General features: G+C 44.9%; 27 protein-coding genes and 1 other RNA gene. 11 read left to right on the top strand and 17 right to left on the bottom strand.

What is annotated here, in order from left to right:
• The first annotated feature begins 4 nt into the window (after positions 1-4).
• Positions 5-676, top strand: a complete 672-nt coding sequence (locus tag MKY75_RS08610) for a zinc metallopeptidase (RefSeq protein WP_023988023.1) — start codon at positions 5-7, stop codon at positions 674-676.
• A gap of 88 nt (positions 677-764) precedes the next feature.
• Here the strand turns inward: MKY75_RS08610 and MKY75_RS08605 are convergent, their stop codons facing one another.
• Both MKY75_RS08605 and MKY75_RS08600 read right to left on the bottom strand, forming a co-directional pair.
• Positions 765-1,703 carry a LysR family transcriptional regulator gene (locus tag MKY75_RS08605; protein WP_318626733.1) on the bottom strand — a complete coding sequence of 313 codons (939 nt, stop codon included), beginning with the start codon at positions 1,701-1,703 and terminating at the stop codon, positions 765-767.
• Between the two features lie 97 nt (positions 1,704-1,800).
• Entirely contained in the window at positions 1,801-2,424 is a 624-nt protein-coding gene (locus tag MKY75_RS08600; protein WP_069011083.1) for a rhomboid family intramembrane serine protease, read from the bottom strand.
• 119 nt (positions 2,425-2,543) lie between these two features.
• Here MKY75_RS08600 and tpx point away from each other — a divergent pair, with 119 nt between their 5' ends.
• Positions 2,544-3,062 carry a thiol peroxidase gene (gene tpx / locus MKY75_RS08595; RefSeq protein WP_029516711.1) on the top strand — a complete coding sequence of 173 codons (519 nt, stop codon included), beginning with the start codon at positions 2,544-2,546 and terminating at the stop codon, positions 3,060-3,062.
• A gap of 92 nt (positions 3,063-3,154) precedes the next feature.
• On the opposite strand, the gene MKY75_RS08590 is transcribed toward tpx, so the two are convergent.
• The 4 genes from MKY75_RS08590 to MKY75_RS08575 all read right to left on the bottom strand — a co-directional run bounded on the left by MKY75_RS08590 (position 3,155) and on the right by MKY75_RS08575 (position 6,585).
• Entirely contained in the window at positions 3,155-3,547 is a 393-nt protein-coding gene (locus tag MKY75_RS08590) for a DUF1499 domain-containing protein (protein ID WP_013309718.1), read from the bottom strand.
• Positions 3,548-3,757: 210 nt separating this feature from the next.
• Positions 3,758-3,952, bottom strand: a non-coding RNA gene (gene ssrS / locus MKY75_RS08585) — 6S RNA.
• 58 nt (positions 3,953-4,010) lie between these two features.
• Positions 4,011-4,772 carry a YesL family protein gene (locus MKY75_RS08580; RefSeq protein ID WP_029516710.1) on the bottom strand — a complete coding sequence of 254 codons (762 nt, stop codon included), beginning with the start codon at positions 4,770-4,772 and terminating at the stop codon, positions 4,011-4,013.
• 223 nt (positions 4,773-4,995) lie between these two features.
• Positions 4,996-6,585, bottom strand: coding sequence for a DEAD/DEAH box helicase (locus MKY75_RS08575; RefSeq protein ID WP_029516709.1), 1,590 nt, complete (start codon positions 6,583-6,585; stop codon positions 4,996-4,998).
• A 325-nt stretch (positions 6,586-6,910) separates the two neighbouring features.
• On the opposite strand from MKY75_RS08575, the gene MKY75_RS08570 reads away from it, so the two are divergent.
• The 4 genes from MKY75_RS08570 to MKY75_RS08555 all read left to right on the top strand — a co-directional run bounded on the left by MKY75_RS08570 (position 6,911) and on the right by MKY75_RS08555 (position 11,056).
• Positions 6,911-7,732 carry a YitT family protein gene (locus MKY75_RS08570; RefSeq protein WP_029516708.1) on the top strand — a complete coding sequence of 274 codons (822 nt, stop codon included), beginning with the start codon at positions 6,911-6,913 and terminating at the stop codon, positions 7,730-7,732.
• A 172-nt stretch (positions 7,733-7,904) separates the two neighbouring features.
• Positions 7,905-8,093 carry a hypothetical protein gene (locus MKY75_RS08565; protein ID WP_080658605.1) on the top strand — a complete coding sequence of 63 codons (189 nt, stop codon included), beginning with the start codon at positions 7,905-7,907 and terminating at the stop codon, positions 8,091-8,093.
• A gap of 216 nt (positions 8,094-8,309) precedes the next feature.
• Positions 8,310-9,488: a putative glycoside hydrolase gene (locus MKY75_RS08560; RefSeq protein ID WP_340885012.1), complete on the top strand. Its 1,179-nt coding sequence runs from the start codon at positions 8,310-8,312 to the stop codon at positions 9,486-9,488.
• Positions 9,489-9,685: 197 nt separating this feature from the next.
• On the top strand, positions 9,686-11,056 hold the full coding sequence (locus tag MKY75_RS08555; protein ID WP_318626738.1) for an MATE family efflux transporter: 1,371 nt from the start codon (positions 9,686-9,688) through the stop codon (positions 11,054-11,056).
• Here MKY75_RS08555 and MKY75_RS08550 read toward each other — a convergent pair.
• The 5 genes from MKY75_RS08550 to MKY75_RS08530 form a co-directional block, all read right to left on the bottom strand.
• Positions 11,053-11,262: a DUF3906 family protein gene (locus tag MKY75_RS08550; RefSeq protein WP_013309710.1), complete on the bottom strand. Its 210-nt coding sequence runs from the start codon at positions 11,260-11,262 to the stop codon at positions 11,053-11,055. The genes MKY75_RS08555 and MKY75_RS08550 overlap by 4 nt on opposite strands.
• A 117-nt stretch (positions 11,263-11,379) precedes the next feature.
• Entirely contained in the window at positions 11,380-12,351 is a 972-nt protein-coding gene (gene pfkA / locus MKY75_RS08545; RefSeq protein WP_039269999.1) for a 6-phosphofructokinase, read from the bottom strand.
• 23 nt (positions 12,352-12,374) lie between these two features.
• Positions 12,375-13,454, bottom strand: coding sequence for a tetraprenyl-beta-curcumene synthase family protein (locus MKY75_RS08540; protein ID WP_039269998.1), 1,080 nt, complete (start codon positions 13,452-13,454; stop codon positions 12,375-12,377).
• Between the two features lie 189 nt (positions 13,455-13,643).
• Positions 13,644-15,062, bottom strand: coding sequence for an MATE family efflux transporter (locus MKY75_RS08535; protein ID WP_029516702.1), 1,419 nt, complete (start codon positions 15,060-15,062; stop codon positions 13,644-13,646).
• A 208-nt stretch (positions 15,063-15,270) separates the two neighbouring features.
• On the bottom strand, positions 15,271-15,468 hold the full coding sequence (locus tag MKY75_RS08530; protein ID WP_013309706.1) for a cold shock domain-containing protein: 198 nt from the start codon (positions 15,466-15,468) through the stop codon (positions 15,271-15,273).
• Between the two features lie 173 nt (positions 15,469-15,641).
• Here MKY75_RS08530 and MKY75_RS08525 point away from each other — a divergent pair, with 173 nt between their 5' ends.
• The 5 genes from MKY75_RS08525 (at position 15,642) to MKY75_RS08505 (ending at position 19,597) form a co-directional block, all read left to right on the top strand.
• Complete coding sequence (locus tag MKY75_RS08525; RefSeq protein ID WP_013309704.1) at positions 15,642-15,875, top strand: hypothetical protein; 234 nt, start codon at positions 15,642-15,644, stop codon at positions 15,873-15,875.
• A gap of 7 nt (positions 15,876-15,882) precedes the next feature.
• Complete coding sequence (locus tag MKY75_RS08520; RefSeq protein ID WP_029516701.1) at positions 15,883-16,071, top strand: hypothetical protein; 189 nt, start codon at positions 15,883-15,885, stop codon at positions 16,069-16,071.
• 199 nt (positions 16,072-16,270) lie between these two features.
• Positions 16,271-18,067: an oligoendopeptidase F gene (pepF, locus tag MKY75_RS08515; RefSeq protein ID WP_029516700.1), complete on the top strand. Its 1,797-nt coding sequence runs from the start codon at positions 16,271-16,273 to the stop codon at positions 18,065-18,067.
• A gap of 56 nt (positions 18,068-18,123) precedes the next feature.
• Positions 18,124-18,546, top strand: a complete 423-nt coding sequence (locus MKY75_RS08510) for a LapA family protein (RefSeq protein WP_340885009.1) — start codon at positions 18,124-18,126, stop codon at positions 18,544-18,546.
• Positions 18,547-18,559: 13 nt separating this feature from the next.
• Positions 18,560-19,597, top strand: coding sequence for a M42 family metallopeptidase (locus MKY75_RS08505; protein WP_340885007.1), 1,038 nt, complete (start codon positions 18,560-18,562; stop codon positions 19,595-19,597).
• 151 nt (positions 19,598-19,748) lie between these two features.
• On the opposite strand, the gene MKY75_RS08500 is transcribed toward MKY75_RS08505, so the two are convergent.
• From MKY75_RS08500 to MKY75_RS08475, 6 genes are all read right to left on the bottom strand, one after another.
• The gene (locus MKY75_RS08500) at positions 19,749-21,698 is read right to left on the bottom strand and encodes an ABC-F family ATP-binding cassette domain-containing protein (RefSeq protein WP_340885004.1); all 1,950 of its coding nucleotides are present in this window, start codon (positions 21,696-21,698) and stop codon (positions 19,749-19,751) included.
• A 120-nt stretch (positions 21,699-21,818) separates the two neighbouring features.
• A complete protein-coding gene (locus MKY75_RS08495; RefSeq protein ID WP_029516696.1) occupies positions 21,819-22,397 on the bottom strand; it encodes a TetR/AcrR family transcriptional regulator in 579 nt (192 codons plus the stop codon).
• 82 nt (positions 22,398-22,479) lie between these two features.
• Complete coding sequence (locus MKY75_RS08490) at positions 22,480-23,286, bottom strand: DUF92 domain-containing protein (RefSeq protein ID WP_340885001.1); 807 nt, start codon at positions 23,284-23,286, stop codon at positions 22,480-22,482.
• 168 nt (positions 23,287-23,454) lie between these two features.
• Positions 23,455-24,078 (bottom strand): fumarylacetoacetate hydrolase family protein, encoded by a 624-nt coding sequence (locus tag MKY75_RS08485; protein WP_029516694.1) that lies wholly within the window; start codon positions 24,076-24,078, stop codon positions 23,455-23,457.
• Positions 24,079-24,116: 38 nt separating this feature from the next.
• Positions 24,117-24,887, bottom strand: coding sequence for a glycerophosphodiester phosphodiesterase (locus MKY75_RS08480; protein ID WP_029516693.1), 771 nt, complete (start codon positions 24,885-24,887; stop codon positions 24,117-24,119).
• Positions 24,888-24,968: 81 nt separating this feature from the next.
• Positions 24,969-26,450, bottom strand: a complete 1,482-nt coding sequence (locus MKY75_RS08475) for a CapA family protein (protein WP_340884999.1) — start codon at positions 26,448-26,450, stop codon at positions 24,969-24,971.
• Positions 26,451-26,522: the final 72 nt, after the last annotated feature.

Genomic DNA, 26,522 nt, shown 5'->3' with positions numbered 1-26,522 from the left:
CTTTATGATGGGTATGTATATATTGATTATTCTTGCGTTCGGATTATCCTTATGGGCGCAATTCCGTGTAAAAGGCACTTTTAATAAATGGTCTGATGTCCCAAATGAAAATGGGTTGACCGGTTATGATGCAGCTCGGCATATGCTAGATCGCAATGGTTTGCATGATGTGCCTATTGAACCAGTACCTGGTGCGTTATCTGACCATTATGATCCAATGCAAAGAGTCGTACGGCTGTCCGAGCCAGTTTATTATGAAAAATCCATTTCCGCAGTTGCCGTAGCTTGTCACGAGGTTGGTCATGCCATTCAGCATAAAGAGCATTATCCCATGCTGGCACTCCGTCACCGGATCTTTCCGATCGTAAACTTCGCTTCTGGGATTGCACCGTTTCTGCTGATTGCCGGTTTCTTATTCAGCTACACGAACCTGATTGGCTTGGGTATTATCTTTTTCTCGGCTACTGTTGCTTTTCAATTAATTACATTACCGGTTGAATTTAATGCTTCCAACCGGGCCCGAGAAATTATGGTTTCGGAAGGGTTTATCCGTAGTGATGAAGAACGGGGTATAGCCAAAGTATTAAATGCTGCTGCATTAACTTATGTGGCTGCAGCTCTTGTTTCCTTGCTGGAACTAATCCGCTTAATCGGCATCTTCAACAGCCGGGATTAATTGCTTGTGTTGCAAAAAAGGTTGTTCCTCTACCAAGTTAACGGTAGAGAACAACCTTTTTTCTTTATCTAAAACCAATCAGCTATACTCACTGTCCTAAATCCGCTTTTGCACTTCCGTTCGGAGTAGCAGCACTACCTTTAAGACCAAAATATTGCAACAAAAAAGTTCGGAATGACTTTGCAACTAATGGCAGTTTATCATCTCTACGATGAATCAAGCCTATAGTTCTCGTGACCTCTGGATCAACAATTGACACTCTTGCAGGTTGAAGCGGGTTGGTCTGAAACAACGCCATTTCAGGCAAAAGACTGACTCCCATGCCAGCCGCAACTAATCCGCGTATCGTATCTGTCTCTTCACCTTCAAAAGCGATATCCGGCGTAAATCCTGCCTCCAGACAAGCCTGCCAGACAATCGGACGTAACGAATATCCATCTCTGAACAGAATAAATTTTTCTCCCTTAAGCTGACTCAGCGTGATATGTTCGGCCGTGGCTAAAGGATGATTGGGCGGGAGAACAGCAAACAACTCCTCGGTCAGCACCACATCCCCCTCCACATGATCATGACGATCGGGAAAAGGAGATACAAAAGCCAAGTCCACCTCACCCGCTAACACATCACGAATTAAACTCGGATACATCCCCTGTTTAAATCTAAATTTAACATTGGGATACCGCTTTCGGAATTCAGCCACTACCGTAGGAATAAGATGAATCCCCAAACTGTGCGGAAAACCGATGCGGATTTCGCCCCCCTCAGGATCCAAAAACTCATGAACCTCCAAAACAGCTCGCTCTAGATCTTTTATTATCGTCTCAACCCGTTTGCAAAATAGCTGTCCCACTGGCGTAAGCTGCAAATTGCGACCCTTTTGCATAAAAAGATTAACTCCCAGCTCCTCTTCAAGCTGATGAATTTGCCGACTTACCGCAGATTGCGCCACATGTAGCTCCTCGGCTGCCTGAGTGACATGTTCTTTTTGCGCTACCTTCATGAAGTATTGTAACTGTCGTAATTCCACTCCGATATTCGCTCCAATCTGTTTTTCAACATCCGGAAGAAGACGTCAATCGAACATCATCCTCTTTCTTCCCTGCTAACTTACGGTAAAACTGTCTTTAGTGGCGTTTGCGCTGGCCAGTCAATCTAATCAATAATCCATACATGAAAAATCCACTGAGTAATCCCCCAAAGTGAGCGGTCCAATTAATGTTCGCTACAGCAAAAGAAAACAGAATACCAAACCCAAGCAGCGTGTACAGCGTTTTGCGCGAAGCATCATCCATCAAGGAACGTTGGAACAAGGCAACGTACAGAAACGCCCCATAGATGCCATAAATCGCTCCTGAGGCTCCTACAGAGACTGTCGTTTCCGCCACCATGTTGTAATGGGCAATGGACAGTATGTTCCCTACAATACCCGTGACCAGATACAATAGCACATAGCGGAAGGACCCCAGCAAACGCTCCAGCGGAGGAGCGAAGACGAGTATGGCAAAGGAATTGAACAGAAGATGATCAAACCCTGCATGTAAAAACATGGCTGATACATATCGCCACAGTTGATCGGTGAATGGCGCCTCATTAATCAAAGCTCCATATCGGATCAGCGTCAAACTATTTTCCGATCCACCCTGTACGGTGAGTACAACAAACATCACAATATTGATGAGCAAAATCAGACAGGTTACTGGGTAAAACCGCAAATAACTTTTCCAGTTCTCATAACGTAAAAAAATCAAGGCAATCCTTCCTTCATGGGTGTCTCCACCTTATTCAAATTGGACAATGTCTTTTATAAAAGATTATAATAGATTTCGGCAACGATAACCAATGCTAAAAACCAAGGAGGCTATTACATATGGCACAAGAACGTACAGGAGCTGCTACTTTTAAAGGCAATGCTTTGACACTCTTAGGTCCTGAACTGAAGGTTGGAGATCAGGCACCTGATTTCAAATTACAGAAAAACCTGTTAGAAGCAGCTACGCTCCAAGACTTTGCAGGCAAAGTCAAACTGATCAGTGTTGTTCCTTCTTTGGATACAGGTGTGTGTGACGCACAGACTCGACGTTTTAACCAGGAAGCTGATTCCCTTGGGGATCAAGTCGTGGTGCTGACTGTCAGCGTCGATCTGCCTTTCGCTCAAGCTCGTTGGTGCGGTGCTGCCGGTATTGACCGCGTATTGACACTGTCCGACTATAAGGATCATTCCTTTGGCGAAGCTTATGGTGTGTTCATCAAGGAATTCCATTTGGATCATAGAGCTATTTTTGTGATTGATCAAAATGACAAAATTGCTTACGTAGAATACTTGAGCGAAATGTCCGAACACCCTGACTATGACCAAGCGATTGCAGCAGTGAAAAAACTCGTCTAAATCAAGACTGCATATTAAAAAAGCGAGTGAAGGGTTGCCTTCCTCGCTTTTTTTGACGTTTGTCTGCCACATCACTGCTCACACATCTACAATCACTGCACAACCTTATGAGCAGACAGCTTCTTGTCAATCACAGCGAACAGTTGCAAAATGATGCGGTAATTCGCGCCCAAGTCCCCTAGCGATCCGCGTGAAGCAGAATAAATATCCACCGCACTCCGAACTGGTGAGACAGACAATATGGAAACGGTAATGTCGACGGTTCTACCGAACGCCGTTCGCTTCTCTAACGTAATTTCACCTACGGATGCTACCTCATGAAGAACCTTGTAGCCAGGAATTTTTTTTAGAATAGATGATACTTCTTCCCAAGCCTTGTCTCTCGATAAGTTATAATAGCGTGTCTTCATTTGGGGGTCCTTGACCCGGTCGCTTGTACCTTCTTGGCTGCGCACAATCCCTACCAGAGTCCTCTTCAACGACAAGACATTTCCTCCTTCACGATAATCGTTGCCATAATGCAGCACATCGGTTTTTTTGCTGCAAGCGCTTTATAAAACGTTAAACAACAAAAAGTTAACCGACCATACCTGTGGTATGCGACCTTAGTACCTCATGTCTTAGTTTAACATTGTTGCATACAAAAAACACCCTGTTTCTGCAAGAAGCATAAACAGAGTGTATTCATTATCTTTGGAGTACCCGCCGATGCCGTCCGACCATAGCGTCTTCTGAACCTGCTTTAGCAGGTGGGTGACCGCAGAATAAACTTTTGAAGTCCCCTTGTCAGGAATTGACAGGGCTTTTCAGCTATTCATCCGTATAGATCTCCCTAGACATTGTCATTGGTTCAAAACAACAAATGACCGTAACGTGCATCGCAGGATATGACCTTATTATAGCGCTTCTCACTCAGAAAGTAAATGCTAGGAGAAATATGTTTTATTTTTAGAGGTTATCACTTTTCTTGTCTTCAATGCTTGCCGTATCTTCATCTTTCTGCTTCATCTTTTCCATTTGATCCTGCATTTTAAGGAATGTTCCATAAAAATTAAAGAAAGCGAACCAGGCAACTACACTACCGATGAAGAATAAGAAAAGCACAGGATATTTGACTCCGATAAATATAACAACGGCGCTACCGAGCATGGTAGAAAATACACGGAATGGTCGAATCAGCGTCAGTAAAACCGCATTTTTGATAATTTGTCCGGTAGACATATGATAATGAGCCACCATCGAAAAGAAGTTAAACATAGACACAAGCAAAATAATGATAAGAATGAGCATAATTACGCCCACGATTTGCAAGTTGCTGAGTTGTGTCATATATACGGTATAATCCACATACATGATGACAAACAGTAACGTGTAAAAGATACCCCCGATTAGACTCTGCTTATAGTTCTCTTTGTACCCTTTAAAAAAGGTACGAAACACGCCTGTATCGGTATCCCCCATTACCCATTTGCGAACCACTGTGAACATAGCCGATGTGGCTGGAAATAAAGTAAGCGGTGCCAAAACAGCCATCGCCCAATTCATTTGTAAAGATTCATTAGCCAAATTCTGATTCATTACAAGTAGTTTCAGTATGAGGCAGAACACAAAAGGCGACGAACATAACACCCATAACAAATTTGTAGCCGCCAGTCGGGTAATCCACTCGGTCAGGCGGTAAATACCACCCATAGCTCCTTTAAACTCCAATGTCAGTCTCTCCCTCCGCAAGCCTTGGCAGTTCCAAGACTCATGTTGCTATGCCTATAAATTCCGGCTCTTGGCTATATCATACCGTATTTCAGCCCTAATGCGCCAGTGAAATCAATAAGTGCCTCATTAAAGCAGATTGCTAAAAGGTTCATACATACTGATTCAATCATAACAAAAAAGCCGAAGCTTCATCTGCTTCGACTTTTCATTATTTCATTTCTTATTCGGAAGAGGAATCTTCACGTCTTGCAGGACGACGAGTTTCCCCATTGCTGCTCGGGCGTGGTTTGCGATCTCCACTGTACCGGCTTCCGGAATCACGGTTGTAGCCACCGCCTTCTTTGCCACGGTTGTAACCGCCATATCCACCTTTGCTGCCACTACCGCCGCTACCACCGGAACGGTTGGAATTGTAACCACCGTTGCTGCGACCGCTGTAGTTGGAAGGCTTGCGACCGCCAGAACGCACGTCTGGTTTACGACGTTTTGCACGGATCGGATCTTCTGGAGTCAGCTCAATCGATGCTTCTCTCTTCTCACCAGTCATTAGTTTCAGAGCTGCGGAGAGAAGTTGCACAGAATCATATTGCTCCAGCATTTGAATAGCCAAACCTTTGTACTCGTTCAGCTCGCCGCTTTCTACAGCCTCTAGGAGACGTTCAGCAATGATACGTTGTTTGCCTTCCAGAGCTTCAGCCAACGTTGGAAGCGGCTTGCGTGGAATGCGGTGACGAGTTACACGTTCGATAAAGTGCAAATGGTCAATTTCACGAGGCGTTACGAAAGACCAAGCTTCCCCTTCTTTACCTGCACGTCCAGTACGTCCAATACGGTGAACATAGCTTTCTGGATCTTGCGGAAGGTCAAAGTTCACAACGTGAGTTACACCGGAAACGTCCAAGCCACGGGCAGCTACATCAGTCGCTACGAGCACATCGATGCTTCCGTCACGGAATTTACGCATTACAGCATCACGTTGGTTTTGAGACAAGTCACCATGCAAACCGTCTGCAGAATATCCGCGTTTTTGCAGAGCTTCAGCCAGCTCGTCTACCCGACGCTTGGTACGACCAAATACGATAGCAAGTTCTGGGGATTCCATGTCGATCAAACGGCTCAATGCTTCGAATTTTTGACGCTCAGGAACTTCGATATAGGCCTGATCAATCAGTGGAGCACTAACTTGTTTAGGAATAACTGAAACATGCTCAGGATTTTTGAGGAATTGTTCAGCCAATCTTTTAATATTAGGAGGCATTGTAGCCGAGAAAAGCATCGTTTGACGCTCGTCTGGAACTTGCTTCAGAATGGATTGAATATCTTCCATAAAACCCATATCCAACATTTCATCTGCTTCATCCAAAACAACTGTGTTTACATCTTCCAGCTTGATGGTTTTACGATTAATATGGTCAAGCAAGCGTCCTGGCGTACCAATAATAATTTGAGGTTTCTTTTTCAAAGCGCGAATCTGGCGTACGATATCTTGTCCACCATAGATTGGCAAAGTACGAAGACCTTTGAAACGGGAGAGTTTTTCGATTTCTTCAGCTACCTGGATAGCAAGCTCACGTGTTGGTGCCATGATCAGAGCTCTGATTTTTTCGTCGCTTCTAGAAATTTTGTTGATCAGCGGAATACCAAACGCAGCAGTTTTACCAGTACCTGTTTGGGCTTGGCCAATCATGTCTCTGCCTTGTAGTGCAATCGGGATGGATTGCGATTGAATTGGTGTTGCTTCTTCAAAACCCAGTTCTGTAATCGCCTGAATTACTTTCGGTTCAAGATCAAATTCTGCAAATGTCGTCAAATTTATTCAAACTCCTTCTTAATGGTGGATGTGGTGGACAATCCACAATGTTGTCTGTATTCTTAAGTAGCGATATTATTGTATAAGTTTTCCCCAATACAGTGACAGTTTATTTAGACCTATAACTGCAACTTTCTGTAATGAATTTGGGGAACCTATCCGATACATCTTAAACGAATTTATCCTTTTTAAAACAGTTTAAATTTTAAGTGTTTCTCTGGACATAGGTCCCTACTCAAGAATATCCACATCGCATTATAGCACAGAACAATTCATGAATACCAGCAAGTTGCTTCCCGTATAATTTAAATGAGGTGAAAATAAGTTGTTAAAAATGGTGTTAAACTGCTTAACTGTCATTCTTGGAGCCGCTGCCATTGCATGCGGTTTTAATCTGTTTCTCGTGCCACACCACTTGCTGAGCGGAGGAGTAGCTGGGCTTTCCATGTTAATCGGCTACTTCACAAAATTTGATATCAGCGCGATGTATTTTATTATCAATATCCCGATGCTTATTACAGGCTGGTTTATTTTAGGCAAGCGTTTTATTAGCCTGAGCATTTTATCCGTTGTCGTTACAACATGGATTTTGGCCTTGGTGCCGGTGCGATCTGTCGTGTCGGACCCCCTGCTAGCCTCCGTTTTTGGAGGAGTGATGATCGGCGTTGGAGCAGGAATTTCCTTTCGGGTAGGGGGGTCTACGGGCGGTTTTGACATTATCGGTTCCATCGTCACTCGTTATCGTGACTTCCCCGTAGGAACTGTACTTGTTGGCATGAATGGACTGGTCATTCTTGCAGCAGGATATTTGAACGATGATTGGAATATTGCACTTGCGTCGATGCTATCTATTTTTGTGACTGGCAAAGTGTTAGATCAAATCTATGTCAGTCACACGAAGATTACCGTCTACATTATTACAGAACACACCGACAAGCTACTGGAGCGGATGTTAACCACACCACGCGGTGTTAGCAAAATAAAAATTGAAGGCGCATTTTCACATACTGAAAAAGACATGCTGATGACTGTCACGACACGCTACGAGCTAGTTGAATTAAAACGGATCATTAAAGAAGTGGACCCTTCTGCTTTTGTCAATATTGTGGAAACGGTTGGGGTGATGGGTTCATTTCGCCGAAGATAAGCACAAACCCAAGTGTCAAAATACAGTTTCTGTGGTACACTATATGTGCGCTGTTCCCATAGTATATAAAGACCAGCTTTACCTGCTATTTCACAGGCACTTTGCTTTTCCGAATCGTATTGAATGATTCTTTTGGAATGATTCCGAGCAGGAAAGGGTGATTTTTGTGGAAATGGAAACGGTAAAACTGTCCGACATTGTCTTAAGATGGTATCCGGAAATGCTCCCTTCTCTCAAAAAGGATGAGCTGAACTCGATGATTGTGCTTCGGGACGGGATGTCCATACTCAAGCCAACGGATGCGCTAGAAATTATTCAGTACAGTATTTGCGAGCATCAAGACAATAATTATCTTCAATAAATTTCTTTACCAAGTGCCGCTTCTTCCGGTTGCATCTACAACTGCGAAGAGAGCGGCATTATTTATGCATTTTTATGGATTCAATGAACATAAGTTGGGTTAATCATGTAAGACTGTGCCTGATGATTCCAGTATTGGTTACAAGCGTGTTGTTTTTCGATACATAACTTTACGTATAATCAGGTAAGCGACATCCATAAGGGAGAGAGTTAGGAAATGAATATGATTTGGGCAATTATGCTATTGGCGATGGGGATAGGCGGAAACGGGGACCCGTCAGCCATCGCTCCAAATGTAAAAGATACCGTGGCAACAACAATTAGCAGCGCCATGATTACGGCTCAGCACAATAAGATGAAGTTGGATGCCTCCAATCCTCCGGTTAAAATTGACCCACAACCGACGACTCCTGCTATCAAGGGCATCTATGTCACAGCTTATAGCGCAGGCGGTTCGCGTATGACCCAGCTGCTTGAACTGCTTGATAAGACAGAGCTCAATTCCATGGTTATTGATATTAAAGACGATGCAGGCTATATCACTTATCCAACGTCCAATCCCGAGCTGCTCAAATTGGGCAAGCCGCAAAAATTCATTCGGGATATTTCCGGTTTGATGGACCGATTGAAAAAGCATAATGTTTACCCGATTGCTCGTATTGTCGTATTTAAAGATACGGTACTGGCCAACAAAAATCCCGAGATGTCTTTCCGTAATCCTGACGGCTCTGTCTGGAAAAACGGTAAGGGAGACGGGTTCGTCAATCCCTATAATAAAGAAGTATGGGATTATAATATAGCCATCGCTAAGGAAGCAGCCAAACTTGGTTTTAAGGAAATTCAATTTGACTATGTACGTTTCCCCGAAGGCTTTGAGAAAAGAGCAGACAAGCTGAAATATACCAAATCAGATCAATCCCGCTCGGATGCAGTCGCTGAATTCGTACAATATGCCCGCAGAGAGCTTGCTCCATTAGGTGTACGAGTATCCGTAGATATTTTCGGATATGCTGCATCTGTCCCTGCTGCGGAGGGAATCGGACAGGATTTCACTAAAATTTCTGAAAATGTGGATGTCATTTCACCCATGGTTTATCCAAGCCACTACACCACAGGCTGGTTCGGTGTAAAAGACCCTGATAAGAATCCCTACCAGACGATTAAAGGCTCCATGGCCGATACACACAAAAAGCTAGATCCGACGGGCAAGCTAAAGCCAACTATTCGTCCTTGGATCCAGGATTTTACTGCAAGTTGGTTAGGAAGCGGACATTATGCTAAGTATGGAAAAACTCAAGTAGAGGACCAAATTCGAGCGCTTAAGGATATGAAAGTGGATGAATATTTACTCTGGAATGCCACAAACCGCTATTCAAGCGGAGTAACTTACAAATAGTTTTATCCCTCCGGACTTCTCGTTATCTAATACGAAATTTAGAAATTATATAATTTTTTCGAAGGCTGTCCCGTTGTTTGGCGAACGGGTGCAGTCTTTTTTATTACTGTTCAAATGTGGCGGTATCCCTTACAATAAATACTTACATGTTATGATACATACGAATATTCAATCCCTAGTAAATGAGGAAAACAAAAATGCAATTGACTTCAACAACGGGGCAGAAATGGAAGCAGCTTTTATACATTTTGCTCCCTATCCTGATTACCCAGCTTGCACTATCTGCCATGACTTTTTTCGATACGAATATGTCGGGACACTTTTCCCCTGCCGATCTGGCTGGAGTAGCCATCGGAGTAAGTCTGTGGATTCCTGTACAAACAGGCCTTAACGGAATACTTATGGCTATCACACCTATTGTATCTCAATTAGTGGGAGCACAGCGCAAAGATAAAGTCTCCTACTATGTCATTCAAGCACTTTGGCTCTCTCTTGCCCTATCCATGGTCGTTTTGATTGCTGGCATCATTTTGGTCAAGCCTATTCTAAATGGTATGAATCTGGAATGGAGAGTTCATAATGTGGCCCTGTACTATCTTTGTGCGATGGCCTTCGGTATTGTTCCTCTATTTGCCTACACGGTGCTCCGAAGCTTTATGGATGCATTGGGACAAACCCGCTTTACGATGTTAATCACGCTCATGTCGTTACCCATCAATGTCTTGTTGAACTATCTACTTATTTATGGGAACTGGGGTTTTCCGCGTCTGGGAGGTGTAGGCTCCGGGGTGGCAACGGCAACCACCTACTGGATCATTATGCTGGTCGCTGGTATCACTGCGCATCGGGGAAAAATATTTGCAAAATACCGAATCTTCAGCAAAATATACGGGATTGCTGCTAGTGCTTTGAAAGAGCTCATCAAGATTGGAGTACCGATTGGATTTGCAATATTTTTTGAGACTGCCGTCTTTTCAGCCGTCACTCTCTTCATGAGTAGCTATAATACAGCTACCATAGCCGCACATCAGGCAGCGATGAACTTTGCATCTACGTTGTATATGATTCCACTCAGCATTTGTATGGCACTTACGATTCTGGTTGGCTATGAAACAGGAGCTACTCGGCCGCGGGATGCCAAAGCTTATAGTGTAATGGGCATCAGCAGCGCAGTAGGTCTATCACTGATTACAGCTATTGTACTGCTTATCTGGAGTGAACAGGTCGCTCGACTTTACTCCACCGATCTGCAGGTCATTCAGTTGGCACAGCATTTTCTAATCTATGCGATTTTCTTTCAGATATCTGATGCTGTCGCTACACCTACACAAGGAGCGCTACGCGGGTATAAAGACGTCAATCCAGCCTTTTTGCTCACATTCCTCTCCTATTGGGTCATTGGGCTTCCTGTAGGATATATACTGGCACGCTGGACTTCATTGGGGCCCTACGGCTACTGGATCGGTTTGATTACAGGGTTGGCGGTAGGCGCTATTTTACTTCTCTGGCGTCTGGTGAAAGTACAACGTCGTTTCTCCGAAAAAAAACAACACGCAGAGGTTATTTAGCCTTTGCGTGTCTCGATTACATATGCTGCGCCTAAAGTTATTCGTTTTTTCTCCACAATAGCCACTTCGTTCAGCTTGGGAGGATATAGAAAGTGTCTCTCCACATGTTGTTCAATCTCTTCAAATGCCTGTTCTTCATTTTCAGCAGCGAGAATGACAGTCAGCGCTCCTTCCGAACTATCCACTTCGATTTTGAATAGGTACATGTATGACTACCTCCTAATAGGACTCAAAGCTAAAAAATAGCGGATGACTCGGGTCATCCGCATAATTTTGATCTTTTCCAATATCAGAACCGATCTACTGTACGTAGAAGGCTCTTATTATTGGGACAAACGCAAAGCAAGTTCATAAAGCTCCATGTTGAAATCTTTTTTAGTATTTACAACCTTGTCAATATCTGTAGCTACCAACTTACCGTCGATCGTTCCGCAAGCCTTATCAGATATGCCCTCGATCAATTGGCGAACAGCAAAGTCACCCAAACGGCTCGCCAGGTTGCGGTCAAACGCGGTTGGTGTGCCTCCACGTTGGATGTGTCCAAGCACTGTAACACGAGGCTCATAATCCGGACAGTTTTCTTGGATTACCTTTGCTACATCTTCACCTTTGCCTACGCCTTCCGCAACGATAATAATACTGTGGCGCTTGCCATGCTTGAAATTTTGTTTCATACGATCAGATACTTCGTTCAGGTCAAATTCTACCTCAGGCACCAAAATTGTTTCTGCGCCAGAAGCCAGACCCGCATGCAAAGCAATATCACCACAATGACGTCCCATAACTTCAACAATGGAAGAACGTTCATGAGATGACATTGTATCACGCAGCTTGTTGATTGCGTCCACTACGATACTAACCGCTGTATCAAAACCAATCGTGTAGTCCGTGAAGGAAATGTCATTGTCAATCGTACCCGGAAGACACATGGTTTTAATGCCTTGCTTGGTCAGTTTGTTAGCTCCTTGGTAGGAACCGTCTCCACCAATCACGACTACGCCGTCAATCCCACGGTCACGCAAAATTTGCGCGCCTTTTTTCTGCCCTTCTTCAGTCGTAAATTCCAGGCATCTTGCAGATTGAAGTACAGTACCCCCACGTTGGATAATATCTCCGACGCTTCTCAGATCCATTGGAAAAATATCGTCGTTCAAAAGGCCTTGATAACCACGTTGAATCCCGAATACTTCCAGTCCGAAATACAATCCGCTACGTACGACGGCGCGAACTGCCGCGTTCATCCCTTGTGAATCTCCACCACTTGTTAATACTGCAATTTTCTTAACTGCTGTCATGGTTTATGACCTCCTCAAAATAATCATATAAGCCTTCTTATCCATCGACTGTTTAATAAGAAAAACAAACGCATGAGCGGACTATTTTTCATTAAACGTCTCGAAACAGCGCGAACGTCTTGCTGCTCGCTAACTTTAGGGTCGGATAAATATAAAGCCAGCAATCCCTCGATAATCATCCGGTGAAAGGAGCTGGCAGGGACATCTGCAATATCAGCCCGCGCCCGATTCACAACGTAGGCGATCCGGTTTAGCATCATGTCGGTATCTTCATAATAATTGCAAAAGTTAAGATCTCCGCCCTTCCGGTCTTCGTCTTGATCGATTAGATAATCCAGCAAAATATGAAGACTGCACACATGTGGAAAATACGATGCATGTATTGAGGCAGCCCCCGCATCTGTCAGATGCTGGTCGCTGGCAGCAAGAAACAGCATAAAGACCCCCAGAGTTGAACCGGTAGCCGCAGCAAACTCATTCCAGCGCAACTCTGGTGTACGGTCTTTATGAAGCGACCACCAGTCCAAAAGCGCTTGTTCCCGCAGCTCGGGTTTAATATGCTTGTATACTTGCAAATCCGTGTATAATCGCGCCAAATCCTGAACGTAAGGCATTGCCGCCTCATAGCCCGGAAGCCTGCTTACACAAGACTGACAGGTTGTCACCAGCCCAGTCAAATAACCGCCATCCTCCTGCTCACGACGCAACTCATAATAATTCACTGGCCTAGCCGTCGGATTAATCGCATCCAGCATAGCCTGATGCAACAGCCTGAAATCATCCGGGTCCATGGACGTACTGCGATCACACAGGTTGTCCAGATAATCACTAATGGTCTGATACGCTACGATCAGCGGAATTAACGTCTGCCGGGCAGACATATTAGCTGCGGCATAAACCGCTCCACCCACGCAGTGAAATGTCTTATCCGCTATGCTCGCAAGCGCCTGGCTTCGCAGTTCAGGGTCCGGAATTTGTTCGGCCTTGCTCTTCCAGTTACTCAATTCTTGTTTCGTTTCAGGGAGAATGTGCTTGTACATTCGGCTCATTAGACCTATGGGGCCTCTCGGTACTTGATAACGTCCTTGCTCAACATAACTCAAATGACGGTGCCTCCACATTGTTGTCTACGTAATTATACCTATCCAAACCATATCCATTATAATATGATCGTCCTTTTAGCACAAATGAACAACCTCACTTTTTTCTTTAAAATTCAAGAAAAATGAGCTGTTCTCATTAAAAGACTTTATACCTGTAATGTTTTATTAGCCGAAAATAGTATAAAGGGCCTACCTATCCTTGTCCTCTGCTGGCTTCACGCCTTGGATTCCCTCTCCCATACTTGCCTGCTTCCATTTCCCGAAAGCATAATAGAAAATGACTGCTACGGCAGAGATAGCAAAACCAACAGGAAAGCTCCACCATACAGCATCTAGACCATACTCATCAACAAATGCATAGGCCAAAGGTATACGAATGCCCCATAATGAAATAATGGTAATTAAAAGCGGTATCATTACGGAACCCGTTGATCGAACAACCCCTGTAATGACATTGGTAACACCGAATATAACAAAAGACCACAAGGTGATCATATTAATCCGCATTCCCAATTCCAATGCACCCCCCGTAGAAGGAAGAAACATGAGCAAGGCCTGACGGTTAAACACGTAAATTAATACCACAGCTCCACCAGTCAATACAAAATTATACACAATCCCAATCCAGGTTGTCGTGCGCACTCGATCCCAACGTCCGGCTCCAATATTTTGAGCGGCAAAGGAAGATACAGCTGCACCTAACGCCATTGCCGGCATCTGTACATAGCTGGACAAATTATTGGCTGCTGTATAAGCTGCAGCTGCAACTGTCCCGTAGCCGTTAATCAGATTCATTAAAGCAATCGCGCTGGTAGAGACAGCAATCATTTGCAACCCCATCGGCACTCCCTTACGGACTAGGGTCCAAATAATCTTCCAATCAAATCTAAGTAAGTGAAGCTCTGAAGATGTAATGCGCAAAAAATATTTTACACGATATAGATAAATGAGAATCAACACAAAGCTGATCCCTTGAGCAATCAGGGTAGCAGTAGCGGAACCTCCAATGCCCATAGCAGGAATCGGTCCCCATCCGAATATGAACAGCGGGTTGAGTAGTACATCCAGTACGACGGAAACAATCAGAAAATAAAATGGTGTTTTGGAATCTCCAGCCCCTCTCATTACAGTCATGATGTAATTATAGCCGTACAAAAAGGGCATGCCTGCGAAAATAATACGCGTATACGTGATAGCCATATCTACCGATTCAGCAGGGGTATTGAGTACATGAAGTATCCAAGGCGCACTCAAAAATCCGATAATACCTATAGCAAAAGCGAGCACCAGAAAAAAGACTGCACTTGTACCTACTACACGCTTGGTTTCAGCTACGTCTCCTGCTCCGATATTTTGTCCAATCATAATAGTAGCAGCCATAGTGACACCAAAAATGGAACTGATAAGAAAAAACATTATAATATTTCCGTTGGAAGCGGCAGTCAAGGCGGCCTCTCCCAGAAATTTCCCAACCCAGATCGAATTAATCGTTCCATTCAGGGATTGCAGAATGTTGCCGAACAGCATCGGCAAAGAGAACATAAACAGCGTTTTGGCAATAGGACCTTCAATCAGGGAAGGCTTACGACTAGCCTCTGCTGCACTCATTTTCTCAGCTCCTTCAATCTATAATGTCTTCTGCCTAGTTTTATTACGTATAATACCCTATTCCTGCTCAATCTTCTCATATCATAAACGTATTTACGCAAAAAAGCGCAGTCCCTTAAAATAAAGGAACTGCGCTCTCAATTCATAGTTTAACCGTAATATATAAGACATCCGTAGAAACGGAACCATTCTTACAATTCAGTTACACTTACAGTTTGATTACGTTAGCTGCTTGGGGTCCACGGTTACCTTCAGTAATTTCGAATTCAACCGCTTGACCTTCTTCCAAAGTTTTAAAGCCGTCGCCTTGGATTGCGGAGAAATGTACGAATACGTCCTCGCCACCATCCATTTGAATGAAGCCATAACCTTTTTCTGCGTTAAACCATTTAACTGTACCTTTCAAGTGAACAACCTCCTAAAAATACCGCCATCTATGGCGAATATCCATATTATACTTCATGCTTTTTCACAATGCAATTGATGTTTTTCCGGGTTTTTTGGGCTGGAATGATTTGCTTTTGCGGCGGAAACTGCGGTATCATGAACCAAAACATCTATAAAATCGGAGACATGCATATGATGAAAAAACACGAAATATACAAAAAAGACAATTGGAACATGATGACTGTCGAGGTGCAGGGCCGTTACATCGTTCTACGGGAAATATCCGATGATTGGGGCGAGGAAGCCCACACGTTTTTAAGCCGCCCGGCGCTGATGCATTGGGCTCAAAATCGGTTTCCCAAGCAGTCCTTTCAAGATAATGAGGAAGAATGGCAGCGGATCATGAACGCTTTCAAACAGGTCTAGCCTATTCATGGTGTCCAACAGCTATCTCATCTTCATTATTCTGGCCTTCACGCTGGGCGGAGTGCTGATCATGAAGCGTGATACGATACCGACTCCTCTCAAAAAGTGGATGGCCCTCACTGCTGTAATCATGGTTTGCTTTGCCTTTTATCTCATTGTATACAGCTTATTAAATATAGGTTCCAACCCACAGTAAGGAAAATTATACTTTCGGGCGTAAGAGGTCATACTATGGCATAACAAGCCATGGTATAAGGAGGATCTGCCGTTACATGCATCCTGTAAAACCTCTTGCCCTGCTGCTTACGGTAAGCGTGGCGGTTTCTTCGTTTTGGCATCCGTCCCTTACTGCCGCAGCCCTACCCCACATTACGTTCGATCAGAGGAGGCTCTCCATGAGTGAAATTGTAAAACGCGCTGATGCGCCAGTGGAAAATACATGGAAATTGGAAGATCTGTTTCCCAACCGCAAAGCATGGGATCAAGAATACGAAGAAGTCAAACAACTAGCCAAAAAGGCTGAACAATTCCAAGGCAAGCTCAATTCAGCAGAATCGATTGGCAACTGCTTTAAATTGGAAGATGAATTGTCGCTCAAAACCGAGCGTGTATATGTGTACGCACATCTGCATCATGATGAGGATACAGCTGAACCTACATACCAGGGTCTTTCGCAAAAAGCCAAAAAATTAGGCGTTGAGGTTAGCGAGTCTCTTTCTTTTGTGACACCTGAAATTTTGGCACTGCCAGATCATCAGCTCGATGCCTTCATTGAAGATCCGAAGCTTGCAGATTATCGGTTCACCCTTCAAGAAATGAAGCGGGAAAAAGCACATATTTTGGGCAAGACAGAAGAAGCGCTGCTCGCTCAGGTTGGCAATCTGGCTCAAGCCCCGCAAACGATTTTCGGCATGCTCAACAATGCTGATCTGAAGTTTCCAAAAATTAAGGATGAGAACGGCAAAGAGGTTGAGCTGACTCATGGCAGCTACATTCAATTCCTCGAAAGTCCACACCGCGAAGTACGCGAACGTGCTTTTAAAGCGGTGTATGACACGTATGCCAAAAATAAAAATACAATTGCTTCTACACTAAGTGCCAATGTGAACAAAAATATTTTTTATTCTCGTGTTCGCAAATACCCTTCTGTACTGGAAATGTCACTATACGGTGACAATATTCCGAAGGAAGTGTATACGAATCTCATTGACACCATTCATGAAAGCTTGCCCCTGCTCCATCGTTACATGAAGTTGCGTAAGAAGTTGTTAGGTGTGGATGAGCTCCATATGTATGATTTGTTCGCTCCACTTGTGGACGAATACAAGATGGACATTACGTATGAAGACGCCAAAAAGCAAACAAAGGAAGGCCTTAAGCCACTGGGCGCGGACTATCTGGCTTCGTTGCAAAAAGGCTATGATGAGCGCTGGATCGACGTATACGAGAATGAAAACAAACGTACGGGTGCATACAGTTGGGGAGCTTATGGTACCCACCCCTATGTGTTGCTGAATCATAAAAATAACCTGAACAGCATGTTCACACTTGCTCATGAAATGGGGCATGCGTTGCATTCGTACTATTCAGACAACGCATTGAAGTATAGAGATGCACAGTACACCATTTTCCTGGCTGAAGTGGCATCCACAACCAATGAAGCGTTGCTAATGGACTACCTGCTGAACAAATCAACCGATCCAAAAGAGAAAATGTACCTTCTCACCTACTATGCAGATCAATTCCGCACAACGGTATTCCGTCAAACCATGTTTGCGGAATTTGAAAAAATTGTACATGAACGCGCTGAACAGGGGGAATCCCTCACACCGCAGCTTTTATCAGAGATTTACTATGATCTGAATGTGAAATACCACGGACCAGGCATGAAGGTAGATAAAGACATTGAAATGGAATGGGCACGAATCCCCCATTTTTATAACAGTTTTTATGTCTACAAATATGCTACTGGCTTCTCGGCAGCAACCAGTTTCTCGAAACAGATTCTGGAAGAAGGCCAGCCAGCCGTTGACCGTTACTTGGGCTTCTTGAAGAGCGGTGGCAGTGATTATTCAATCAATATTTTGAAAAAAGCTGGCGTTGACATGTCCTCTCCGCAGCCGATTCGCGAAGCGATGAGCGTATTCGAAGAAGTCATCACAGAAATGGAAAAGCTAACTGAAGGAAAGTAAAACCGTGCGCACTTAAAATCCAGCATTGAAATGATGCACGGATAAATCCCTTGTCCATGGCGGGCAAGGGATTTTATAATGTAACGGGAGGAGGTGGCATTTTGAAAACACAATGGTCTTTGATCGCAGCTCTTGTTATTGCTTTGTTAACAGCTGTATTTGCTGTTATTAATGTGAATTCGGTTCAAGTGAACCTTCTATTCAGTATGGTCAGCATTCCTTTGATTCTGCTTATTCTCGGTTGCACTCTTCTAGGTGGACTTATTGTCGGTTCTTTCGGTATTTTCCGCCAATATAGGCTTCAGAGGGAGATTAAACGTCTGACGATTCAGCTTCATACACTACAAGAAGAGCACACATCCACGGTAGAAGCAAACGCGGATGTGACCTATGACACGACTGGTTCTTCCAGCACAGGGTCTACATCCGACCAAGATATAGAGCAACCGTCCTCTAACTCTGATCGGTTGTCCAAATGAGGAGGAGCAACAAATGACGATTCAATTAAATGAGAATTATATGATGAACTTTTTAAATCAGCTACTGAACACACCCAGTCCCAGTGGATATACACACCATGTGATGGAGCTGATTCGTCAAGAAGCGGAAAGCCTCGGGGTACAAATCGAATGGAATGCAAAGGGCGGTGCCATCTTGACTCTGGAAGGTCAGGAAACGGACCGTACGGTGGCGCTGAGCGCACATGTGGATACATTGGGCGCAATGGTGCGTTCCATTACAGCACAAGGCACCCTACGTCTGACATCCGTCGGCGGCTTCATGATGAACAGTATTGAGAATGAATACTGCCTTATTCATACCAGAAGCGGACAAACGTATACGGGCACTATTCTGTCCAGCCATCCATCTGTGCACGTCTATGATGATGCACGGAGCTTTGAGCGCAAGGAGAGCCATATGGAGGTACGGATTGACGAGCTTGTCGAGTCAAAAGAAGACGTGCTTCAGCTCGGTATTGCGGTGGGTGATTTTATTTCGTTCGATGCGCGTCCAGTCGTAACACCAAGTGGATTTATCAAGTCACGGCATCTGGATGATAAAGCTAGTGTAGCTGCGCTGTTTGGTTTACTGGAATCTGCTGTACATGGAAACTGGAAGCCTCGACATACCGTTAAATTGCTCATTTCTAACTACGAGGAAGTAGGGCACGGGGCGGCTTACATACCTGAAGGAATCAGTGAGATGATAGCTGTCGATATGGGCTGTATGGGTGAAGATCTGAGCTGTAAGGAAACGGATGTTTCTATCTGTGCCAAAGATTCCTCCGGGCCCTACGACTATACTATGACAACCCGTCTAATTAAGCTGGCCAAAGAGCTGAATATTCCGCATGCGGTAGATATTTATCCACACTACGGTTCGGACGCTTCGGCTGCACTACGAGCAGGTAATAACATCCGTGCTGCGTTGATTGGCCCTGGCGTACACGCCTCCCATGCTATGGAGCGCACGCACAAGCAGGCCGTGGTGAACACTGCCCATCTGCTTGCAGCTTATGTGACAGTTTAATTCGAATAACGACAATCAGCCTGTTACATCGTCGAATAGATCAGTAAATAAAAAAGCAAGTCTTCCGGTTTTTCGGATACTTGCTTTTTTAGTCTGAGCAACATGAAGAAATAGCTCTGGCAGAATGCTATTAATGTGGCTTTATCATTGCTTAAGATTTACTTTGTTCAATCTGCTCGGCCAGCTCATTAAGGTAGGTCCAGCGTTCCATTTGGTGCTCCAAATGCTGTTCTGCCTTCGCTTGCTCAGCCATGAGCTCCTGTAGTCGTGCTGAATCACTAAAAGACTCTTCCATCTGCCGCTGAATGTCGGCCAACTTCTGTTCGGCTTGTTCAATCAGCTCATCAATTTGCTCATATTCCCGCTGTTCCTTAAAGGTGAATTTAAGCTTGGTTTTACTTGTCTCCTTGACTGACTCGGAAGGACCCGCAGACTTAGGCGTGGAAGAGCGATTCGAGGAATCCGTACTCGTCGAGACAGACGTATTCACAGAAGATTGAGCATTTTTACTAATCCATTCTGCATACTCGCTATAGTCGCCTACATGTACACGTACCTGTCCATCCCCTTCAAACGCCAGTATTTTGTCCACTGTTCGATCCAGGAAATAGCGATCATGAGAAACAATAAACACCACGCCCGGGAATTCATCCAGATAGTCTTCCAAAACGGAAAGGGTTTGAATATCCAGATCATTTGTTGGTTCATCCAGCAATAGCACATTCGGTGCCGACATCAGAACACGAAGCAGATACAAGCGCCGTTTTTCACCCCCGGACAGCCTGGAAATAACCGTCCATTGCGCGCTTGGTGCGAACAGGAAACGCTCCAGCATTTGTGCAGCTGTAATCGTCGAACCGTCTGCTGTACGAATCACTTCGGCTTCTTCCTTAATATATTCAATAACACGTAAAGACTCGTTCATTTCCTGATGTTCCTGAGTAAAATAGCCAAGCTTCACCGTCGGTCCCAGCACAACGTTGCCGGAATCCGGTTCTATATGCTGGGCAATCATTTGGAGCAAAGTGGATTTCCCACTACCGTTAGGACCTAGGATACCAACACGATCACCAGGAACCGCAATGTAGCTCAAATCCTGTATTAGCTTACGAGAATCTACCGATTTGGAAAGATGCTCGATCTCCAATATTTTTTTACCCAGACGTGTGGAGGCGACGGACATATCTACAGATCCAGAACGAGCTTCCGGTTGCTGATCCCTAAGCTGCTCATATCGGTCAATACGCGCTTTCTGCTTGGTGGAACGAGCCTTTGCTCCACGGCGAATCCAAGCCAGCTCATTACGCAGCAGGTTCTTCCTTTTTTGTTCCGTAGACGCTTCCCGCTCCTCGCGTTCTGCCTTCAGCTCCAGAAAACGGGTATAGTTAGCCTCATAACGGAAAAGGCGACCATGATCCAGCTCCAGCATGACATTTGCAACTCTATCCAGAAAATAGCGATCATGCGTGATCATTAACAACGCACCACGTCTTTTTTGCAAATACTGCTCCAACCATTCAACGGACTCATTATCAATATGGTTTGTAGGCTCGTCCAGAATGAGCAGCTCGCAGGGTTGGATCAAAGCCGCCGCCAAAGCCACCCGCTTACGCTGCCCACCGGATAGAACGCCCATACGAGACTCAAACTGGGTGATCCCCAGTCGGGTAAGTATATTTTTGGCCTCACTCTCCAGCTGCCATGCCTGGAACGTATCCATTTGTTGACTTGCTCGCAATAGACGGTTTTGAAGCTCCTCGCTACCCGGATTTAATTCCAACAACTCCATGGTTTCTGTGTATTCACGGACCGCTTTCATCTCAGGCTGATTGCCATGAAAAATATGCTGGAGTACCTTCATTTCAGGATCAAACTCCGGATTTTGTGCTAGATACTGAATTCGCACATCGTTGTTCACTGCAATATTGCCATCATCCGGCGGCTCTAAGCCGGAAATCACGCGTAAAAATGTTGATTTACCGGTGCCATTTACACCAACGACTCCTATTTTGTCACGTTCATCCATACCAAAGGAAGCATCCTCAAACAACATTTTCTCGCCATAGCTTTTCGTTATATGTTCAACGGTCATAATATTCATACGGATTCCCTACTCTTCCCCAATTTTGTGATGATCCTGTTTATTTTAACACAGACACAGACAATGATTAAAAAAACCGTTATCTGAATGAATTCAGTACGGTTTCTTAGCAATAAGATGTCAGGATTTTTGTATTCCGGCTTTACAGCCATGCATAAATAAGTTCGCTGCTAGTTCAGCCGTCTGATCCACGTCACATTCTCGGAAATCTTTATTTAATAAAATATCCATTTTTAGGCGCTCCAACATCCCAATGAATGCCTTCGCATGAAACTCGGACTGCTGTACACCCTCTGACGCCAGTTTATTTTTGACCAAATCAGTATAGTCCTGAATAAATCCCCGCATAAACTCCATTAGATCGGGGTCACTGTTGGGGGTCATAAAAAATAATTTCGTATGCTGCTTGCGCTTGAAATAGTAGTGCAGATGCAAATTTGCCATCCGCAGTAGACCTTCTCCCAAAGTACGATTGATTAATGCGCCTTGCATTTCGGCTAGGTATTGCTCGCAATCTCTACGTGTGACTGCTGTAAATAGCTGCTCTTTGCTTTTAAAGTACAAGTATACTGTGCCTTTGGCAACTCCCGCTTGTTCTGCAATCTCGGAAATTTTGCTTTCATAAAAGCCTTTGGTGCCAAAGACTGTGTAAGCGGCGTCCAAAATGGCTTCATATTTATCTCCGTGTATATCGCCCATCTTAGCACCTCCTTATACAAGGATCGAAACACCGTCAATTCTTATAATAATTATTCCCTTGTAACGATCCCCAGCTCCGTGTTCAGAGTATAAGAAAAATACCTGCAAGAGCGACCAATCCTCCGAAAATAGAACTAATGCTATTCACCCGATCATTACTCATCCAACGCCAGCCTCGTACATAGACCGTCGTTTGTCCACAATGTGAGTCTACTTCTACTTCCCGTCTACAAACCGTGCAGGAACGCATCATTTGCACCGTAGCACCAAGATAGGAATCAGCAAAGGCTCCGGCACTACCGGATATACCTCCAACCAGTGCCCACAGCCATAACGGCAAACTCTGCGTTCCTATGGCGTGTCCAAAGCCCCATGCACCTATGCCAATCAGTAGACCCCCAGCCAAGGCCGCAGCCGTTCCCAATACAGATACTCCTCCTGAGGTTCCAGGTGCCAGCACCTTCCCGTTAAGCACTGAACGGGGTGGCTTACGACTCAGACTGCCAAATTCCGTTGCCCACGTATCGGAAGTGACCGTAGCCATGACACCGACAAAAGCCAGCTGCCACGTAACATGGGGCCATATCGCATAACCCAGGCATAACAGCATACCTAATCCCCCATTAGCCCATACTTGGCCTGCATCCCGGTTGCCGGTTTTGGCATACGATTTTTCCAGCTCAGCCTTGCGCTCCTTTTTGAACCTCGACAGGAGGGTTGACGTGATAAAGAACAAGAGCAATGTGCCGAACCAGAACAGGTTACCCGCCCCATAATATACGGTTCCCATCAGTACAGCCGCAGCAAAGCCAGATAAGGTTAAGGATTTTTTATAAAATGCAGCTCCCGCCACCACAGCAGCACAAAGCAATCCGATGATCCAGTCCATGATATACCCCCGCTTTTGAAATGAATCTCCGTTTTTCTTTATTCGTTCTGTATATTATTGTACAACGCTCCACGCTTATATAAAAGCCGTGTCCCATGCTTTGGCACAGGACACGGCCTTCAAAACATTCCCTTTTTTAATCCTCTTCTGTGGATTCCGTTCACAAATTTATGCGATGGTGAAGCTTCCCTGACGCTCACTCCCCCAGAAAAGCTCAAAGCGATCCCCGCTTGCTGTAGGCCCTACTCCTGCTGGAGTACCTGTAAAAATAATATCTCCCTCGCCCAGTCCATAATGAGTCGCTATATATTCAACGATGTGCTGGATAGAAAAAATCATATTTTTGACATGTCCACGCTGCACTTCCTGTCCATTTTTGAGCAAGGAAAAATCCTGCAGCTCCAGCATGTCCAATTGTTCTAAAGGCAGGAATGGTGTCACGGGAGCAGACGATTTGAAGCCTTTGGCGGCGGTCCATGGATGGCCTTTTTTCTTGAGAACACTTTGTACATCACGCAGGGTAAAATCGATGCCGAATGCAAATGCGTTCAGACACGTATCTGCGGACATGCCCGGTTCGTATTTACGTCCTACAGCTACAACCAGCTCAGTCTCAAAATGAATATCTCCCTGCCCCTGCGGAAGCTCCAGCGTGGCGCCATCCAGCGGCACAACCGCATGAGACGGCTTCAAAAAAATCATTGGTTCTGCGGGAACCTCATTACCCAGCTCCTCCGCATGCAGTTTATAATTGCGCCCAACACAGTAAACATTACGAATTTCCACGTTCATTACGACCCTTCACCCTTCCCGCGTATGTAGTCCAATTATTAACGTATAAGTTTACGTATATAGTGCCACATCCGATGCTTGGAAAGCAAAAAAACCCGTTCCCAGCGATCCGGCCAATTGGTGCAAATCATCAATTCAGGATGCAATGAGGCCAATTTCCGCATTATACGGCGGTCATCCACCGTCCACGCCATGACAGTAATACCGCGTCCAGTGAGATCTTTCATCAAGTTTCGATCCAAACGCGGATAGCCTATAGATAAAAAAGTGCATTGTAGCTGTTCCAGTTGCTTTGCCAAGTCATCTGGACGCGCGTCAATAATCAATCCGGTACGGATCTCAGGACACAGCTCCTTAGCCCGGCGTAATGCAGCACGCTCAAAAGAGGTTAATACCACCTCTCCCTCCATCCCTCTCATCGCAATTTCACGGAGTACGGCTTTCTCCAGTCCTGGATACATATCTCCCGCTGTTTTAAGCTCAATATTGAGCGATACGCGGCCACGACATAAATCCAGCACCTGTGCGAGGGAGGGGATTATTTCTCCACGGTATTCTGCACTTTTCCAGCTACCAGCATCAAGTTGTTGCAATGCTTTCCAGTCCGAATCCTTTACTCTCCCTGTACCATTCGTCGTTCGCTCCAGTGTAAAATCATGAATTACCACCGGAACACCGTCCTTTGACAGCTGTACATCCAGCTCAATCCAGTGTACAAATGGTTGCTCCAACGCAAGCTGAAAGGCTGCCATCGTGTTCTCAGGAGCAATCCCCGAAAAACCGCGGTGAGCCACACACAAATTATTCATCTTGTTATGACCTCCATCCACAAAGGAGTCCCTCATACGCTCATTCCGTCAATTCCTATATTAACAATTTCTTTCGAAATTCTATTGAGCACTTACTGTACCATCCGTCCCAATCGAGACATTTCCCGGTGACAGTGCCGCCACTCTCTGCAAAATTTTGCTGGCCTCCGTATCCTTCAATGGGATCGGCTGACCCAGCTCCGCCCGATAAGGAGTCAGCTTCATCTCGCAAGCCCCTTTACGGGTACAGGTTGCCTGAAATATCGCTGTATCCCAAGTGGCTGGCACCGTTGATTTAGAAAAAATAAAATTGCCTGTGCTGTATGCAATCCATTTACCTTTATATTGCTCCATCCCTTGAAGCACATGTGGATGACCGCCAATGACAAGATCAGCTCCAGCATCAATAAAAGCGTGCGATAACTCGGTTTGATGGGGCTCAAGTGCAGTTGCGCGCTCCTTCCCCCAATGGGTAATGACAATCACCAGATCGGCCTGCATTCGTGCCTCACGGATAGACTTTACGATAGCGGTCGAATCATAGGCTCCTGCTACACCGGGCTGTTTGGCGCCCGCATTCCAGTTGGCTTCAGGCATAACACGTGTAGTCCCCAACAAGGCAATTTTGATCCCTTTACGTTCAAAATAATGCGGTGCATATGCTTCTTTTGCATTACGTCCGGCTCCAGCATGGGCTATACCCTTTTCATCCAGGTATTTCAGTGTATCCAGTAATCCGCCTGTGCCCTGATCCAAAATGTGATTGTTGGCCAAATTGACAGCGTCTATCCCTGCCGCAGCCAACGCAGTTAACGCTTTGGGCGAAGATTTATACACATACGTTTTATTTAACGCACCCACACCATTCGTTGTCACGGGCGTTTCCAGATTGGCAATCGTCAAATCGTCTTTATGAAACAAGTTTCCGAGATATTGATACGGAAAATCAAACCCATTCTGCTCCAAACGCTGCTCAACTTTACCGGAAAACTGCACATCCCCTACAAAGTGAAGCGTGACTGTCGGAGAGTCTGCACCGTCTGTTTTGGATTTCTTTATATCCTCCGTTCCTCCCTTATCGGTGGATGGATTACCGTCGTATATATCCTTATTGGACGTATCGTTCTGTGCTTGCCCGTCTTTCCCCGAGGACAATTTTGCTCCTGTGGAACTGCCTTCGGGAGCATTTGTGTCAGACGTTGTCGCGGGACGATTGCTTGTGTCTGAAGCAGCAGATTGCTTTGTTTCATCGTCGACAAATTTATTTTCTGCATGGGGGCCTTCATCCAGCTGTTTATTTGACAAGGCTGTAACATTTTCACTGACCGAGGAAGTAGACCGATCTGCACTAGCAGATCCTGTTTGGATTTTCTTCTCCGTTTGCGAATACCCGGCATTTTCCGCAAGAGAGCCACTGTTGTCGTGTTCAAATATGTAATAATAACCGAAAAGACCTACAATCATAAGCAGTAGGACCAGATTTGTAATGATCCAAGCCTTGCCTATTTTTGGTTTTCTTGCTTTTTTGCGACCTTCATTTCGCTGTGATCTGGGAGGGTACATTCTTCACTCCTTCTATGCTATTGCATTTGCATAACTTCTTTATTAGCTGGCGAACTTTACACCTTCTCCATT

It is taken from the genome of Paenibacillus sp. FSL L8-0663 (genome assembly GCF_038008125.1).
Taxonomy (GTDB): Bacteria; Bacillota; Bacilli; order Paenibacillales; family Paenibacillaceae; genus Paenibacillus; species Paenibacillus polymyxa_D.
This window is presented reverse-complemented; position numbering and strand designations above follow the sequence as displayed.

Excerpts from the sequence above, each read along its gene's own strand:
- MKY75_RS08610 (WP_023988023.1), top strand. The coding sequence starts at position 5 with ATGATGGGTATGTATATATTGATTATTCTTGCGTTCGGATTATCCTTA.
- tpx (WP_029516711.1), top strand. The coding sequence starts at position 2,544 with ATGGCACAAGAACGTACAGGAGCTGCTACTTTTAAAGGCAATGCTTTG.
- MKY75_RS08565 (WP_080658605.1), top strand. The coding sequence starts at position 7,905 with ATGGAAACGGTAAAACTGTCCGACATTGTCTTAAGATGGTATCCGGAA.
- MKY75_RS08560 (WP_340885012.1), top strand. The coding sequence starts at position 8,310 with ATGAATATGATTTGGGCAATTATGCTATTGGCGATGGGGATAGGCGGA.
- MKY75_RS08555 (WP_318626738.1), top strand. The coding sequence starts at position 9,686 with ATGCAATTGACTTCAACAACGGGGCAGAAATGGAAGCAGCTTTTATAC.
- MKY75_RS08550 (WP_013309710.1), bottom strand. The coding sequence starts at position 11,262 with ATGTACCTATTCAAAATCGAAGTGGATAGTTCGGAAGGAGCGCTGACT.
- pfkA (WP_039269999.1), bottom strand. The coding sequence starts at position 12,351 with ATGACAGCAGTTAAGAAAATTGCAGTATTAACAAGTGGTGGAGATTCA.
- MKY75_RS08535 (WP_029516702.1), bottom strand. The coding sequence starts at position 15,062 with ATGAGTGCAGCAGAGGCTAGTCGTAAGCCTTCCCTGATTGAAGGTCCT.
- MKY75_RS08525 (WP_013309704.1), top strand. The coding sequence starts at position 15,642 with ATGATGAAAAAACACGAAATATACAAAAAAGACAATTGGAACATGATG.
- MKY75_RS08520 (WP_029516701.1), top strand. The coding sequence starts at position 15,883 with ATGGTGTCCAACAGCTATCTCATCTTCATTATTCTGGCCTTCACGCTG.
- pepF (WP_029516700.1), top strand. The coding sequence starts at position 16,271 with ATGAGTGAAATTGTAAAACGCGCTGATGCGCCAGTGGAAAATACATGG.
- MKY75_RS08510 (WP_340885009.1), top strand. The coding sequence starts at position 18,124 with ATGGCGGGCAAGGGATTTTATAATGTAACGGGAGGAGGTGGCATTTTG.
- MKY75_RS08505 (WP_340885007.1), top strand. The coding sequence starts at position 18,560 with ATGACGATTCAATTAAATGAGAATTATATGATGAACTTTTTAAATCAG.
- MKY75_RS08500 (WP_340885004.1), bottom strand. The coding sequence starts at position 21,698 with ATGAATATTATGACCGTTGAACATATAACGAAAAGCTATGGCGAGAAA.
- MKY75_RS08495 (WP_029516696.1), bottom strand. The coding sequence starts at position 22,397 with ATGGGCGATATACACGGAGATAAATATGAAGCCATTTTGGACGCCGCT.
- MKY75_RS08490 (WP_340885001.1), bottom strand. The coding sequence starts at position 23,286 with ATGGACTGGATCATCGGATTGCTTTGTGCTGCTGTGGTGGCGGGAGCT.
- MKY75_RS08485 (WP_029516694.1), bottom strand. The coding sequence starts at position 24,078 with ATGAACGTGGAAATTCGTAATGTTTACTGTGTTGGGCGCAATTATAAA.
- MKY75_RS08480 (WP_029516693.1), bottom strand. The coding sequence starts at position 24,887 with ATGAATAATTTGTGTGTGGCTCACCGCGGTTTTTCGGGGATTGCTCCT.
- MKY75_RS08475 (WP_340884999.1), bottom strand. The coding sequence starts at position 26,450 with ATGTACCCTCCCAGATCACAGCGAAATGAAGGTCGCAAAAAAGCAAGA.